The sequence below is a fragment of the Aureitalea marina genome (assembly GCF_002943755.1).
Taxonomy (GTDB): domain Bacteria; phylum Bacteroidota; class Bacteroidia; order Flavobacteriales; family Flavobacteriaceae; genus Aureitalea; species Aureitalea marina.
The window spans coordinates 3007022-3021707 of sequence record NZ_MQUB01000001.1; the positions used below are offsets into that span (position 1 = coordinate 3007022).

Consider the following 14686-nt stretch of genomic DNA (forward strand, 5'->3'; position numbering starts at 1 on the left):
ATGAAACCTTTACTGATTCTTGCTCTTTTCCTATCGACCCTTACATTGACAGCACAGACCGAACAGCGTTTCGACAAACTCTGGACGGAGGTCGAATCCCTGGAATTAGCCGGAAAGGTCAGATCTGCAAGTAAAAAGGTCGAGAAGATCCTGGCCAAGGCCCGTCGTTCCGAAAATGGTCCACAGATGGTCAAGGCGTTTCTTTATCACAGCAAGTTTCTGCTTGTTCTGGACCAAGATCCACGACCTTATATACTGACACAACTCGAAGTCGAGATAGACAAAGGAGACCTGTCTACCAAGGCCGTTTTACATTCGGTATACGCGGAACTGCTCGAGCAGTATTTGAACAAGTACCGCCATAAGATCAGGAACAGAACACCCGTAGCAGGTGCAGCAGCCCAGGGAAATATCGAAAGCTGGGGGCTGGATCAATTTTATCGACAAATAGATCGGCACTACCGCATGTCAGTCCAGGCTGAAACAGCCCTGCAGCAAGCGGATATTCAGCAATACCAGCTTATTTTGTCCGGCAGTAAAGTTTCATCAAAATACAGGCCCACACTCTTCGATTTTCTCAGTCACAGAGCCATCGCATATTATAAAAAAGGCAAGTGGGACGGGCAGCGTCCAAAGGAACGTTTCAGAATGAATGACCCGGTGGTCTTCCAGCCAACGGATGTGTTTCTTAAAGCCGAATTTAAGACACCGGATAGCCTGCTTTCTAACCGAAATGTACTTAAGTTCTATCAAGGCCTGGAGAAATTTCACCAGTCCAGAGATACTTCGGCCTATTTGGATGTGGTGCTCAAGCGAATGCAATTTGCAAGTCGTAGATCACAGGTTGAGAATAGTGGGGACCTCTATAAACAAGCCCTGGAGAAACTGGCCAATAATTATCGTTCCCATGAGGCTTCGGCCATGATCCAGTTCCAACTGGCTAGTTTTCTTTACGAACAAAGCAAGTCCTATGCCGCCAGTTTACGACCGGGATTTGAATTGTACCGCATCAAAGCGGTAGAGCTCTGTGATCTGGCTACTTCCAGCTACCCCAACTCGGATGGAGGTACCTCTTGTGCTTTTTTGCGAAAGACCATAACAGCTCCGCAACTGGAACTGACGGCAGAACAGTATGTGATCCCGGATAAGCCTTTTTTGGTTAAAGTAGAGTCGCAAGGGGTCGACAGTTTGTTCCTGGCTGCCTACAAGGTCTCTCAAGGCAGTCTAAAGGGTCTTAACCGATATCATCGGGACAGCCTGGTAGATCATCTTATCAAAACTCAACAACCCCTACGTCTACGCAAGTATGCACTCAAACAAATGAAGGATTACTATTCGCATACTACGGAGGTAGATTTCTCGCCCCTGCCGGCAGGGAACTATGTGCTCACCGCTGCCGTCCGATCCGTGGAAGATTCGGTGGCTCATATTTTCAGTTACGATCAGGTTGGGGTCAGTCGGTTGGTTATGCTGAGCAAGGATTTGAACGATGGAATAATGTTCAGGGTTGTAGATCGTGAAACCGGACTTCCTGTGGAAAAGGCACATATATCCCTTGTTAATCCAGACTATTTCGGATCCGGCCAGACCGATAAAACAGGTAGCTTTCATCTTAAGAAGGATGACAAATATCATCGTAATCTAAATCTGTTGATCCACAAAGATGGAGATACCCTGTCCGATCAAAACTTCAGCTTGAACAGGCGCTATCTGGAGGATGAAGAGGAAGACCGGGTTGCTAAGGCCTTTCTCTATCTGGACCGAAGCATTTATCGCCCAGGCCAGACACTGTATTTCAAGGGAATTCTGGTCGAAAAACAAAAAGGAGACTACCATTCTGTAGATGGGGTTTACGTCAATGTGACCATTTATGACTCCAATATGGAGGAGATAAAGGAGTTTCGGTTAAAGACTAACGAGTATGGTTCCATTCACGGCCAATATAGCATTCCACTTAGTTTGCTTCCCGGTGAATTCTCCATCGAGATGGATCAGGATTGGGGAAATGATGAAGAGGAAGATGATCCATACTGGGAGGATATTGACGATTTTAACTACCGGGAGCTGAGTTTTTCGGTAGAAGAATACAAACGTCCCAGATTTGAAGTAAGCATTGATCCATACAAAGATGCGGTAGGCTTGAACGATTCCATACTGCTCAGTGGGTCCGCGAAAGACCTGATCGGCAGTGCGGTGGCCGATGCCCGGATGAAATACGAAATAAGCAGGGAACAGGCTTATTCATACTACGGAGGTTATAGGGGAAGCGATGCCCAGATCATTTCGACGGGCCAAGGAACAACCGATAAGGACGGGATTTTCCAGGTACCCCTGGTCACAGAGGTGGACCGTTCGGTAACTAGTTGGCAAGACGCAAAATGGATCTATACCCTTAAAGTGGATATTACGGACCTATCTGGAGAAACGAGGTCTGCCAATTATTCGATCTATGCGGGTACACGTCAACTAAAACTCGAACTCAACGCTCCCACTCGGGTCAATGGGGCAGATCGGGCTCAGATCAAAGTTAATTCGATCAATTTGAACGATCATCCCTGGTCCTCAGATCTGAAGCTGGATATATATAAGCTCGCATCGCCGGAAAGGGCACTTAGGAAGAAACCCTGGGAGGTGGTGGAGATCCCTCATCTGTCCAAAGAAGAATTCGTTCGGCTATTTCCACACGAGCCTTATGACAGTACAGATGCCCGGCAGAATTGGGCCAATGGCCAACAGGTCTTATCCAGGTCTGTCAGGGCCAAAGGAGAGACAGCTTTGTGGATGGGTGATATGTCCGATTGGGAGCCTGGAGCTTACCAGATAGAGGTGCTTGGCGTAGATAAGAAGGGGGATACGGTGCACCAGACCGAGCAATTTGAGCTCTATTTTCCAGAACTCATCGCCCTGTCCGATAATCAGGCATTCCAGTATCAACTGATCAATAGTGATTTTAGCAAAGACCAGGAGATCAGACTAAGACTGAAGACCAATTTTGACAATCTGTCGGTCAAGTTGGAAGCTCATTATCAGAACAACCCCATTTTCTCTGAGTTAGTTCAAATCACCGATGGGTATACCGATTTGGGCATTCCACTCAAGGCATATTATGCCGGTCAGATCACAGTGAATCTTCAATATGTTCGTCATAACGACATCTACACCCAAAGGTTCGATGTGAACCTGCCTCAAGCCAACAGCGAGCTGAGGGTTGAAACCACAAGTTTTCGCGATCGGTTGTTACCGGATCAGAAAGAAACCTGGAGCTTTAAGATCACCGGACCGGACGGAGAGCCTAGTAATGCAGAAATATTGGTTTCCATGTACGATTCTTCCCTGGATCAATTCATAGAGCATGCGTGGAATACCGAGCTTCAATTTGAAAACTTCTCCTACTATTACGGCCCCATGGTCGAATCTGGAGAAATGTTCAGAACGACGGACTTCGTTGGGGTCAGGAAGTTCGATTACAATCACTTTTACAGACAACTCCAGAACTATCATCAACTGAAATGGTTCGGGTTGGACTTTGGGTCAATAGAGGGAAAGAATAGACAATACCTCTTCGATCTCAGAAGCAGATTGGAGAATCCCAATGTTGAGCGAGGAAACATAAGCGGATTTATTCTGGACCGCTCAGGTTTGCCGCTGCCTGGGGTTAATGTGGTGGTGAAAGGAACCAATATAGGTACTCAAACGGATTTTGACGGATACTACACCTTAGATGCTCCTCCCGGTGCTCAACTGCAGTTTTCCTATGTTGGTTTCGAATCGATCGAGGCAAAAATAGATGGATTAGGTACCTATAACCTAACCATGGACGAAGACCTGGCAAACCTGGATGAGGTAGTGGTCACAGCTCAAGGCATTCGGAAGGAGGCCAAGGCTTTGGGCTACTCCGTTTCTACCGTGGTTAATGCCGAGATGTCAGAAGAGGAGGTGTTGTTTGCCCTAAGCGGTAAAGCAGCAGGAGTTCAAATCACCAACCAGGTGGCCTACGACATGGCTGGGACTAATATAGTTATCCGGGGTTACAGCAGTATAGGTCAGAATAATGACGTTCTGTTTATCGTGGATGGGGTGCCCCTGTCCAAGAGTGAAAGGTTGGAGATCGATCCAACAGAGATCCTGGATTTCACCGCACTCAAAGGCGATACCGCGGTAGCTCTTTATGGAACTTCGGCAAAAAATGGGGTGGTTTTGATCACCACCAAATCGGGCTTAAAAGAGCTTGCCTCAGTAGAAACTCGCGACAATCTGAAAGAAACGGCATTCTTCTATCCTCAACTGCTTACAGATAGCAAAGGAGAGATTGCATTCGACTTTGATGCTCCCCAGGCGCTGACCAAATGGAAATTCATGTTGCTGGCGCATACCAAGGATATTCAAGTTGGTCGTTTGGAGAAGGTGGCGGTCACTCAAAAAGACATCAGTCTTATTCCCAACTTTCCCAGATTCTTCCGATCTGGAGACACGGTGGTTGTCAAAGCCAAGATCAATAATTTTTCGAATGAGAAATTAGGAGGTAGCGCGATCTTGCAACTCAAGGATGGCTTGAAGTCTGTGGAGCTGGATCCCCAGCGAATCCAACTGGATCAGTTGAAGCCCTTTTCCATTGATAAAGGGGCCAACGTGGTGGTAGAATGGCAATTCAAGGTACCTGAGAACCTGGCCGCAATGGAGTATAAGATTGTAGCTAAGACCAAAGAACACAGCGATGGGGAGTCTGGGATGATTCCTGTGATCACAAATAGGGTCTTGATAACTGAAACCCGTCCTGTCTGGTTAACCGCGGGAGGAAAGAAGGAGTATCAAATGGAGAAATTGGTCCGATCAGAATCGACGTCTCAAGAGAATTTTGCCTTGGAAGTGGAGTATACGGAGAATCCTACCTGGTTGGCACTGAAGTCGCTACCCTATCTGATCGAATTCCCATACGAATGTGCGGAGCAGACATTTGCTCGCTACTACGCCAATGCTTTGGGGGAGTCCATTGTGACGAGTAACCCGGAAATTGCTCAGGTTATGGAAGCCTGGAAGATTGATGACGTTCTCAACTCACCTCTAGAGAAGAATCAGGATCTTAAGACCGCCCTGCTGTCGGCATCTCCATGGGCGACTAATGAGCTTACCGAAGGTCAACAAAAACAGAACATATCCAGACTATTGGATGTAGAGCAAGTAAGACAAGGACAATTGGAAACTTTGGCCAAGTTAAAACAGATGCAATCTTCCTCGGGAGCGTTTCCGTGGTTCTCAGGAGGCCCTGATAATCCCTACATTACCCGTCATATAGTCGCTGGCCTCGGGCAATTAAAATTTATGAAGGTTGGAGAACGGAACACCCATTTGTTGAAAGCTATCAGGATTAATGCGGTGAATTATCTGGATCGGAATTTTGCTGCGGATTATCAGAAAAGACTTCTGGCACAGCGTGATTCTACCAAGGTCCGACCAACTGTTTCGGATGTGCATTATTTGTACACAAGATCATTTCACCTGAGTCAGCATCCATTCCAAGAAAGTGTCAAAAGAGTAGTTGACGATTTTCTGCAAAAAGGAAAGCAAGACTGGCTTGGTCTTTCACTATATGAGCAAGGATTGTTAGCCTTGGTCTATCACCGCATAGGCGATACAAACATGGCCAGTACCATTGTCGATGCACTGGAAGAGCGAGTTGTAAAGAGCGAAGAGAACGGCTGGTATTGGAAGGAGAATAGAGCCGGATGGAGGTGGTTCAATTCTCAAATAGAGACGCAGTCCCTTCTGATCGAGGTGTTTGCTGAGGTCGACCAGGATGTAAAGAAGATCGAGGCCTTAAAACAGTGGTTGGTCCGCAATAAAAGAGCCAGGTCTTGGGGGACTACCAAGGCCACCACGGAAGCCATATACGCCATGCTGCATTTTGGTGAATCCGGCTTGGAAAAGCGGAGTCGGACCAGGCTGGAAGTTGGCAACCAAACAATACTGGCCCACCAATTGCCGGAAACGGAAAAGGAAGCCAAAACTGGATACTTCAAACTCCGTTGGTCTGCTCAGGAGATCGAACCTGAAATGGGTAATATCACTATAGAAAACCGTGGAGAAACTTCTGGGATGGGAGGGGTGTATTGGCAGTATTATGAAGATAGCGATCGAGTTTCTGCTTCTGCCAATCCCGCCTTGTCCATTAATAGACAACTCTATAAAAGGAGGGTGGGTCCCATGGGGGAAGAACTGATTCCACTTGGTCAAGAGGATTCGGTTTCCCTTGGAGATCTGATCGTTTCACGTATTGAGATCACCGTCGCGGAAGACATGGATTTTCTCCATTTGAAAGATGACAGGGCTTCTGGTCTGGAACCGGTAGATGTACTTTCAAGCTATCAGTGGAATGATGGAGTAGGGTATTATCAGGTGACCAGGGACCAGGCCACTCATTTCTTCTTCGATCACTTGTATAAGGGTACCTATGTGTTCGATTATCAAATGAGGGCCAACTTAGAGGGTCATTTCTCAAATTCTGTTTCTACCCTTCAAAGTTTGTATGCACCAGAGTTTTCAGCTAATTCCGAAGGGATTCTGGTCCAGATAATTGATTAATGTTGACGATTTCGGTTTGGGCGTACCGATTTCATGAATAGCCATTTAAAGTACCAGTTTCATTTCTTTGTAAGCCTCTAGTTGGTTAATTTGTCCCGGGAGGGGAACAGCGCCCCTAGGTAGAAATCCCAAAAAAGGTGACCTTTTTAAAGAGGTCACCTTTTCCAAAAAGATAGATTTAGGTTAGTTCTCCAAATGCACGGCCTGGTTCCAGACACCGGAAGCGGCTGTTAGCTTGACATAATTCCGGAAGGATTTAGCTGGTCGCTTCAGGACCATTTCTATGTCCTGGGTGATAATCTCATTGTCGGGATTGGTCAGTACATGACTGAACAAATATTCGATCAACCAGGCATAGATCTCTGGAAGGTCCATTGTTTTCATCACCTGCACATATTCTTCCAGGGTCACGGGGATGAATTTGATCTCTCGCCCTGTTGCCGAAGAAATAAGCTCACATACTTCTGGAAAGGTAAATCGTTCATTTCCGGTAAGTTGATATATCTTCTTGTTGTGTTCTTCATGCAACAAGCATTCTACAACTACATCGGCGATGTCGTCTGTGTCCACATAAGGCACTTTCATCTCGGCCATGGGAAGTGCCACCACACCTTGGACAACAGGTTCTAATAAAAAGTTCTCACTGAAGTTCTGACTGAACCAGTTGGCCCGGACAATGGTGTAGTCCAAACCGGATTCCATGATGACTTGCTCGCAGCGTTCCGCCTCTACTTCCCCTTTCCCGGAAAGAAGGACAAGCTTAGAAACTCCTTTGCTTTTAGCGATACTGACTAGTTCGCTGACCGCATCAAAAGCACCTGGCACCGCCAGGTCGGGTTGATAGGTGATATAAACGCGGTCCATACCTTCAAGGACTGGGCCATAAGTTGCAGATTGGTTCCAATCGAAGGGGATGGATGCGGATCTTGACCCAACTCGTACGTTTTGGTTGAGCAGTTCAAGGCTATTGACCACTTTTCGTCCAGTCTTACCGGTTCCTCCGATGATTAAATAATTTGGCTTTTTCATGTTTACTTATTTTTCGTGATTATTAGAATTTGTGGTTGATTTATTTGCCTGCCATCAGTAGGGTAATGGCTAATAGTAAAAAGGAAGTCAAGCTGCTCCAGCTTCGGATGTTGTGGAAGCTGTTCCAGGGTTTTTCAAACCGCTCCCTCAATTGAACCAATTCTTCTGTCGATGCAGACAGCAGGTCTGTTTTGTCCAATATTTCGTTGAGCGGTACATTGCCAAGAACAGTGACCAGGAAAAGTCCGATAAAATAGACGATTGCTGCTCCGATCAATAGAAATAGTACCGGTTTGGCTGCAGATCGGAAAACGATCAGATTGGCGATATTTAGAACAACAGGTCCGAGAAAAACGATAAAGAATACAGGATTCAAAATGCTCCGATTCATTTCCTGAAATGACTGCAGATAAGCCAGGGTTCCTAGTTTTCCGATCCCTGGTGTCACAGCATTTCCCCAGGTAAAGCAAAGGCCAGCTGTCAGGCCTGTTGTCAGGAGGGTTACAATGAGTAAGATCGGTTTTATGGATAGTTCCATGATTTGATAATTTTCAAGGTTAGATTAAGCAGTTCTTAGTTCTTTCTTCCGGTTCAGGTAATCATATAGGATGACAATGCCCGCATATTCTGCGATTAGTAACCAGAATTCGATGGCACCGAAAAAGGTCTGGTGATCAACTCCCATTGGGAAGAAGAATATTGGCACAGTTATCAGGGCATCCAGCAATGCCGCCACAAAAACCAGTAAAAAGGCCAGTTGATAGACCGGAGTGGTAGAACCCTTTTTGTAGTAGTATTTAGCTCCATACCATCCCAGAGGAATAAAGGCCAATGCCAGTGAGATATTTGCCTGCAGTTCCGGATTGTCAGAAAGTGGTAGCATGGCGGCAATGACAAATAGTAAAACGCCCATTACCCATATGCTGACGGCTGTCTTGAGTGCTCTTTTGTAATTCATGGTATTAATTTTTAACGATTAACAATACCACAAATCTATTGCGACCCACACAGGCCGGTTTATTCAAAAAGGAGTATAATTTGTTCGAAAAGGAGACTACTTGACCTGGCTGGGGCGGTAGCCAAATTTCTTTGTAAAGGCGTTGGAGAATGAACTCAGGCTATCATAGCCTACCTGCCATGCGGCTTCTTGTACGGTGGCCTCATTTTTTCTGATCAGGTCATGAGCAGTTGTAAGCCTCTGGTTTTGCAAATATTTGAATACGGGGAGTCCAAACATCTCCTTAAAGTCCTTTTTTAAATTATAGGTGTTCAAACCGATCTGTCTGGAGAGTTCAGATAAGGAAGGAGGCTTGTCCAGGTTATCGGCCAAAATAACTCTGGCCATTTCTAATTTTTCACGTTGTGTTTGATTAACCGATTTACTTGGCGTATCAGCCAGTTGACCAAAAAAGTGAGACAGCAAGGCCGTCATCTGACTTCTAAAGAACATCATCTTAGTCTTACCCTGGTAGGTGTTGGAAAAGACAGAATCCACTATTTGCTGCATTTCGGGATTCATAAAAAAGCTTGGCCCTTCTACATAATGATCACTCGGGTTGACCAATTCGTTCAGCATATCCGAAAAGATCTCCCCCTCCTGGTTCGGAAGGTTTGCAAGATTCCTGGTAGCCGTTGCGATAACAATGCACTCTAAGGGCTTATTTGCTGCAACCGTGTGCTCGCAGATCACTTTTTCATCGGCATAGAAGGAGAGGGCCAATCCCTTGGTATAGTTGAAATCCCTTGTTTTACCTTCAAATTGCATTTGGAGATCCACATTGCCAGAACCATAGAAGGCAACTGCTATAACGGGTTCGTCAAAACTACAAGCGTCCTTGATGACGTTCTCAGAATTGGCGGTCTCCACAAGTATGGTGAAGTCATTGATATCGATTATGTCCCTGGTCATAATTCACCTCTAAGATAATTCACCTGAGGCATTAATTCTAGTGGAGAATAAAGGCATTCCCCTAGAAGGAATTCAGGAAAATCGATTTCCGATTCTTGAAGTACCAGAACTACAACATCCAAACCCGCTGCTAATGATTAGCTATAAACTAACTTGTCATGGGAGGGGAACAGTGCCCCAAGGTAGAAGAGAGCCAAAGTATTTCAAATACTCTCTTTTGCCTGGGTTGGGCGCAAGCGTTTTGGTCCTATGGTCAATGTGTGCTCGTATTGCTCTTTGGCCTCTTTAGTTCGTCCCTGCTCCATTAACCAGTCTGCATAGAGTTCGTGTACAGGCTTTTGGATATGAGGTGGGCCGTAGCTATAGCTAAGTTCACTGAACTTTTCGATGGAATTTTGCAGATGGGTTTCGGTTAGATCGGCGTCTGCATCTAACCATGCAGCCAGTGCAAGCAGTTGTTCTTTTCGGACTTCAGCTTCCAGGATATCCCCTGAAGTAGCATCCGCCCGGGACACATTGGAGCATAGTTTGGCTTTACCCGACTGTACTACAAAATTTTCACGGTTGATATCATTTTGAGCCTGACTGACCAGGCTGTCCAGTTTGGCTTCGTCTTTTTTGTGAAAAGCCTTCATCCCTTCAATGAATAGGTTTTGCGATCTGATCGATATGTTTAGGTCCGATGTGTTGACGGGAATCTCTGCGATGTTAGAATCCCACTCATCAGTTTCTACCAAGTAAGTACCTTTTAAAAAGACCATATGTACCCTGGCCCTTGGGGATGGGGTTTCCTCGGCAAATTTCTGCATCTCCCAAACCATATCAGCTGCCTTGTGTTTTTCACCTTGTTGCAGATAGCCATATTCCAACCAATGAAAAGCGTGGTAACCACGGGCATCATTATCTAGGCCCTTTCTGTCCATTCGCTTTAAGCTGGCCTCGTAGGAGGCAATGTTAGAGGAAACAACCTCGTCCCACATGCCCATGGCGACGTAGATATGTGAAGGCATGTGCAAGGCGTGGCTGGCGTCCGGTGCAACGACTAAATAAGCATCGGCCGCGTCCAAAGCCAAACTTGCATGCTTGGGGTCGTCATAAGAATGGATCAAATAATGCAAGGCTCCAGGATGGTTGGGATTCTCTGCAATTATACCCTGCGCGATCACCGCTCCTTGTCCGTAGATCTCATCATCTCGGCCTTCTGGGACCGAGCCAAGAAGGGAGAGGGCATAGAAGGCTGCGACTTCGTGGTTATTGGGATATTTTTTATACAGGTCCTCCATATGATCCTTATAATTTTGGTCCCGTACTAGTTTGTCGGTTTGAGGTTGATACAGGATCTTCAATCCTTGGATCATATCCAATTCTAGTTCATTGCAGGTCGAGGTATAATCCAGTTTTTCTAATCTTTCCAGTACCGGAAGGGCCAGATCATAGTCTTGCTCACTCCAGAGACTGTGATTGTAGGTCATGGCCTCTCCCCAGTATGCCATAGCCATATCCGGATCTATTTCTTGAGCTTCTCTAAAAGCTTCCCTTGCATCCTGGTACTCGAAAGAGTGCAGAAGGAGCAGGCCTTTTTCAAATTGTTCAGCTGCTTTGGGTTTTCCGCTTATTTCTATGGAGACTTCACCCAGATTGCTCGGCATTTGGTCATTTCTATTGCAGGAAAACAGCGCTAGAATGAACACGAAGAGAATTAGATTTTTCATTTTGAATCGCGAATATGATGGTATCAACAACAAGATAGTCAAATTTCCGGGCTGTAAGGATGAGACTGTCCAGTAGCTAAGTAGTCGATCCCTGGAAGATCTTCCGTTCTTATAAAGTCCTCACATTTAGGGATGAAAGATTGCACGAAATCATTTGTGATTTTTGGTCTTAATCATGATATTGCCCCCCAGATTATTTCGGGCAATTGTAGTATGCCCGAAACACCAACTATGTTCAGGATACCGGAGTTTGTCAAGCTGGAAATTGTTTATATTTTCACAACAAATTTGGTTTAGATTCCGGCCTAAGGTGAGCTCCCGGTACCTGATCCATTTAGGAAATCTCCTTCTACTGTTCTTCCCTTCCGACTGCATTGATTTTTCTCATACGGTCCCGACAAATGCGGATTGGGTATCTTTGAGAAAAAAGCTATGCTGAAGTTGAATTTTCGATCCCTCCTTGTCCTGATTGCTCTGTTAAGTCAGCTTCCCTTAATTGCTCAGTCTACGTTCTCAGATCCATATCAGTATCGTAACGGAAGTTATGACGGCACTGGCAAATGGTATATGGGAAGGGAAATTGCGCATGTGATGGGCTACCAGGGGATGGCCTGGTTGGAAAGGGCCGAGCGTGAAAAAGAAGAACAGACCACTACCCTGATCGCGAATATGAATATTCAACCGGAAGATGTGATAGCGGACATTGGCGCAGGTTCAGGATATCATGTCTTTAAGATGGCTCCATTGGCAAATAAAGGGATGGTCTATGCTGTGGACATTCAAATTCAGATGCTCACGGCCATAAAAGCTCGAAAAGATGCTGGTGGATTTGACAATGTTCAAGGAGTCAAAGGAGAGATCGAAGGGGTTAACTTGCCTAAAAACAGTGTGGACAAGGTATTGATCGTGGATGTGTATCATGAGATGAGTCACCCGGTAGAGATGATGCGCTCCATCAGAAAGGCGATGCGTCCAGATGCCCAACTCTTCCTTATTGAATATCGGGAGGAGGATGCTTCTGTGCCTATTAAACCATTGCATAAAATGTCCGAGGCCCAGGCCGTTAAGGAGATGCGCGCAGCTGGTTTTCGACTCAAAGAAAATATGGGTAATCTACCCTGGCAACACTGCATGGTATTTGTTTTGGACGGGAACTAGTTCTATTTTAGCTTCTAAACACCTATCTCACAGATGACCAAGAAAAAGTCCGTATTCTCCCTGCTTGGAAGATATGTCTCCGAGACCATAATCATAATCATCGGTATTTCCATCTCCTTTGCGATCAGTGATTGGGAAAAGAAGCGTTCGGCCAGGATATCGTACCAGGACTACTTGGAACGCCTTCAACTGGACATGGCCATAGATTCGGTTCAAATAGTTAATGATGTGCGCGCATATAGGCGTAAGATCGATGGGGTGAACCTTGTGTTCGCCTTTCACCCTGGTTTCTCTCAAGACAGTATAGCCATGATGGGCGAAGCTCAGAATTCCTTACTCAATTATATCGAATTCCTGCCTAACGATAACACTTTCCAGATCCTGAGCAGCACAGGAGATTTCAACGTCTTTACCAACGATTCCCTGGTATCCGAACTTTTTCGGTTGTATCGGTATGATTATGCCTTTATTGCCATGAATGGGAGGGAGGCAAACCATGAAAGATTGAACCAGGTAAAGCCATATCTGATCGACAATATGTACTATGAGGACGAGCTGACTTTCCCATTAGTGCGTACGGACATCCCAGCCATTGTATCGGATCGTTATTTCCGCAATATCTGCCTGGAATACCAAGAATCCTGTTATGCGGCCATTAATCCTTACCAGAGGGCTATGCAGCGGCTTGTCCGGGTTAATCGGATGATCAGGGAGGAACTGGTTACTTTAGATCGTTGATCTATGAATCTATTATCTCAATCAACCATCTAATTTGTGAAACCCAGCATTGAGTTGATTCGTCTTGTGGCGGTCTTCATGATCACCTTTACCCACACCCGGCATCAGTTGGAAGAAGGGTGGCTGTACTTTTTAGTAGAGATATTACCAACCTATGGCACGGCTATACTATCGGTTATTTCGGGTTACCTATACTTCACGGTCAGTCGTAAAAAGAAATACCTCTTCCAGAAAAAGGTCAAAAGCCTGGCAATACCTTACTTGATCGCCAATGTTTCTGTAGTGATGTTGGTGCTCTTCTCATATTATGTTTTGGGTTTTAATCCATTGAATCGATTGGGAATAGGACCAGAATTGTTTACCGAAGGGGTGCTGGCATTAAATATGGAGCCGGTTAATCCGCCTACTTACTTTATCCGGGATATCTTTTTGGTATTTGCTGTGATCGCTTTATTGACACAGAAAGAATGGCGTGCCCTGCCGGTCATCCTAGTCTTCCTGGTTTTTGGATCTCTTTTTCTGAGATTGGATGTGGTTGGCTTGTTTATAATTGGAACCCTTTACGGTATGGTTAGGGACAGATTGAACCGAGGCTGGTTCGTGGCCCTATCTGCATTGGCTGTTGCGGTTGTGGCTATGTGGTTTCCGCAATATTTGAAGTGGCCTATAGCTGTCTTCCTGTTTATACTGGTGATCGACCTGGAGTTCAAGTTCTACAATACCGGCCGTTATGCATATTTGTTGCACTTGTATCACAGTCCTATCATTGTGATCACCTATCCGTTTATCGGAGCTCATATTTCTAATCCTTTCTTGAGTATTGGGAGTCAGATCCTCACGGCTTCGCTTTTGGTTTATTTCATGCTGTTGTTTACTCGAAGATTCCCTGTACTTACTATCTTGAGTGGAGGCCGCTAGTTGTTCCACAATCGTTAAATGTCTTTCCAGATTGCCTCAATTTGGCTAAATTCGACCCGATAAAAAAAATGCTGCTTTATGGTGTTAAAAGGAAAGTACTTTTTGTCCGTTTTGTTCATAGCTTTAACTCTGATTTCCTGCCAGGAAAGGGGCATGAAGGCCTTACAAGGAGAGTGGTTGGATGCCAAGAATGAATTCCAGCCATTAGAGGTGGTCGAAGAAGACGGCAAGTATAAGTTGGTCGCACATTGGGGAGAGTATTTTGTCAACATGCGAGACGATCGCTATCCGGAAGTCTTCTTCAACGGTAAAAGTTACCCCATCACTCACGATGCCAAGACCGATCAGCTCAAGTTCAATGGTATTTCTTATGTGCGGAAGGAAAAGAGCTTAAAAATGCAGTTTGTAGGGAAGTGGACGGATGCTGAACGTCAGACCCACTTCGACATAGCCATACAGAATGGTGCTATGATCTGGGATATTTACCAGGAAGATGGTACTTCGGTCCGTTACTATCCAAAATTGATCACGGGCGAGGGCTTTGTGTTTACCTGGGACAATGAGGACGTCAAGTTCGAGTTAAAGGGCGGTAAAATGGTCGACTCCAGGGGCCAGAAATACGAGCGGATCTCCAAATAGTTCG

General features: G+C 45.5%; 10 protein-coding genes. 5 read left to right on the forward strand and 5 right to left on the reverse strand.

The genetic code is table 11. The annotated features are described in order from the left end of the window. Positions 1-6579 (forward strand): alpha-2-macroglobulin family protein, encoded by a 6579-nt coding sequence (locus BST85_RS13905; protein ID WP_181040034.1) that lies wholly within the window; start codon positions 1-3, stop codon positions 6577-6579. Positions 6580-6762: 183 nt separating this feature from the next. Here BST85_RS13905 and BST85_RS13910 read toward each other — a convergent pair whose 3' ends face one another. From BST85_RS13910 to BST85_RS13930, 5 genes are all read right to left on the reverse strand, one after another. Then, the gene (locus BST85_RS13910; RefSeq protein WP_104813819.1) at positions 6763-7608 is read right to left on the reverse strand and encodes an NmrA family NAD(P)-binding protein; all 846 of its coding nucleotides are present in this window, start codon (positions 7606-7608) and stop codon (positions 6763-6765) included. Positions 7609-7648: 40 nt separating this feature from the next. Beyond that, positions 7649-8146, reverse strand: a complete 498-nt coding sequence (locus BST85_RS13915; RefSeq protein ID WP_104813820.1) for an anthrone oxygenase family protein — start codon at positions 8144-8146, stop codon at positions 7649-7651. A 24-nt stretch (positions 8147-8170) separates the two neighbouring features. Beyond that, entirely contained in the window at positions 8171-8566 is a 396-nt protein-coding gene (locus tag BST85_RS13920) for a DUF5367 family protein (RefSeq protein ID WP_104813821.1), read from the reverse strand. 96 nt (positions 8567-8662) lie between these two features. Then, entirely contained in the window at positions 8663-9517 is an 855-nt protein-coding gene (locus BST85_RS13925) for a helix-turn-helix domain-containing protein (RefSeq protein ID WP_104813822.1), read from the reverse strand. Between the two features lie 203 nt (positions 9518-9720). After that, the gene (locus BST85_RS13930) at positions 9721-11229 is read right to left on the reverse strand and encodes a tetratricopeptide repeat protein (RefSeq protein WP_146090745.1); all 1509 of its coding nucleotides are present in this window, start codon (positions 11227-11229) and stop codon (positions 9721-9723) included. Between the two features lie 432 nt (positions 11230-11661). Here BST85_RS13930 and BST85_RS13940 point away from each other — a divergent pair, with 432 nt between their 5' ends. The 4 genes from BST85_RS13940 (at position 11662) to BST85_RS13955 (ending at position 14682) form a co-directional block, all read left to right on the forward strand. Beyond that, positions 11662-12387, forward strand: coding sequence for a class I SAM-dependent methyltransferase (locus tag BST85_RS13940; protein WP_104814023.1), 726 nt, complete (start codon positions 11662-11664; stop codon positions 12385-12387). Between the two features lie 33 nt (positions 12388-12420). Next, entirely contained in the window at positions 12421-13125 is a 705-nt protein-coding gene (locus tag BST85_RS13945) for a hypothetical protein (RefSeq protein ID WP_104813825.1), read from the forward strand. Between the two features lie 36 nt (positions 13126-13161). After that, positions 13162-14043, forward strand: coding sequence for an acyltransferase family protein (locus tag BST85_RS13950; RefSeq protein WP_146090746.1), 882 nt, complete (start codon positions 13162-13164; stop codon positions 14041-14043). 153 nt (positions 14044-14196) lie between these two features. After that, positions 14197-14682: a hypothetical protein gene (locus BST85_RS13955; RefSeq protein WP_104813827.1), complete on the forward strand. Its 486-nt coding sequence runs from the start codon at positions 14197-14199 to the stop codon at positions 14680-14682. Positions 14683-14686: the final 4 nt, after the last annotated feature.

Excerpts from the sequence above, each read along its gene's own strand:
- BST85_RS13905 (WP_181040034.1), top strand. The coding sequence starts at position 1 with ATGAAACCTTTACTGATTCTTGCTCTTTTCCTATCGACCCTTACATTG.
- BST85_RS13910 (WP_104813819.1), bottom strand. The coding sequence starts at position 7,608 with ATGAAAAAGCCAAATTATTTAATCATCGGAGGAACCGGTAAGACTGGA.
- BST85_RS13915 (WP_104813820.1), bottom strand. The coding sequence starts at position 8,146 with ATGGAACTATCCATAAAACCGATCTTACTCATTGTAACCCTCCTGACA.
- BST85_RS13920 (WP_104813821.1), bottom strand. The coding sequence starts at position 8,566 with ATGAATTACAAAAGAGCACTCAAGACAGCCGTCAGCATATGGGTAATG.
- BST85_RS13925 (WP_104813822.1), bottom strand. The coding sequence starts at position 9,517 with ATGACCAGGGACATAATCGATATCAATGACTTCACCATACTTGTGGAG.
- BST85_RS13930 (WP_146090745.1), bottom strand. The coding sequence starts at position 11,229 with ATGAAAAATCTAATTCTCTTCGTGTTCATTCTAGCGCTGTTTTCCTGC.
- BST85_RS13940 (WP_104814023.1), top strand. The coding sequence starts at position 11,662 with ATGCTGAAGTTGAATTTTCGATCCCTCCTTGTCCTGATTGCTCTGTTA.
- BST85_RS13945 (WP_104813825.1), top strand. The coding sequence starts at position 12,421 with ATGACCAAGAAAAAGTCCGTATTCTCCCTGCTTGGAAGATATGTCTCC.
- BST85_RS13955 (WP_104813827.1), top strand. The coding sequence starts at position 14,197 with ATGAAGGCCTTACAAGGAGAGTGGTTGGATGCCAAGAATGAATTCCAG.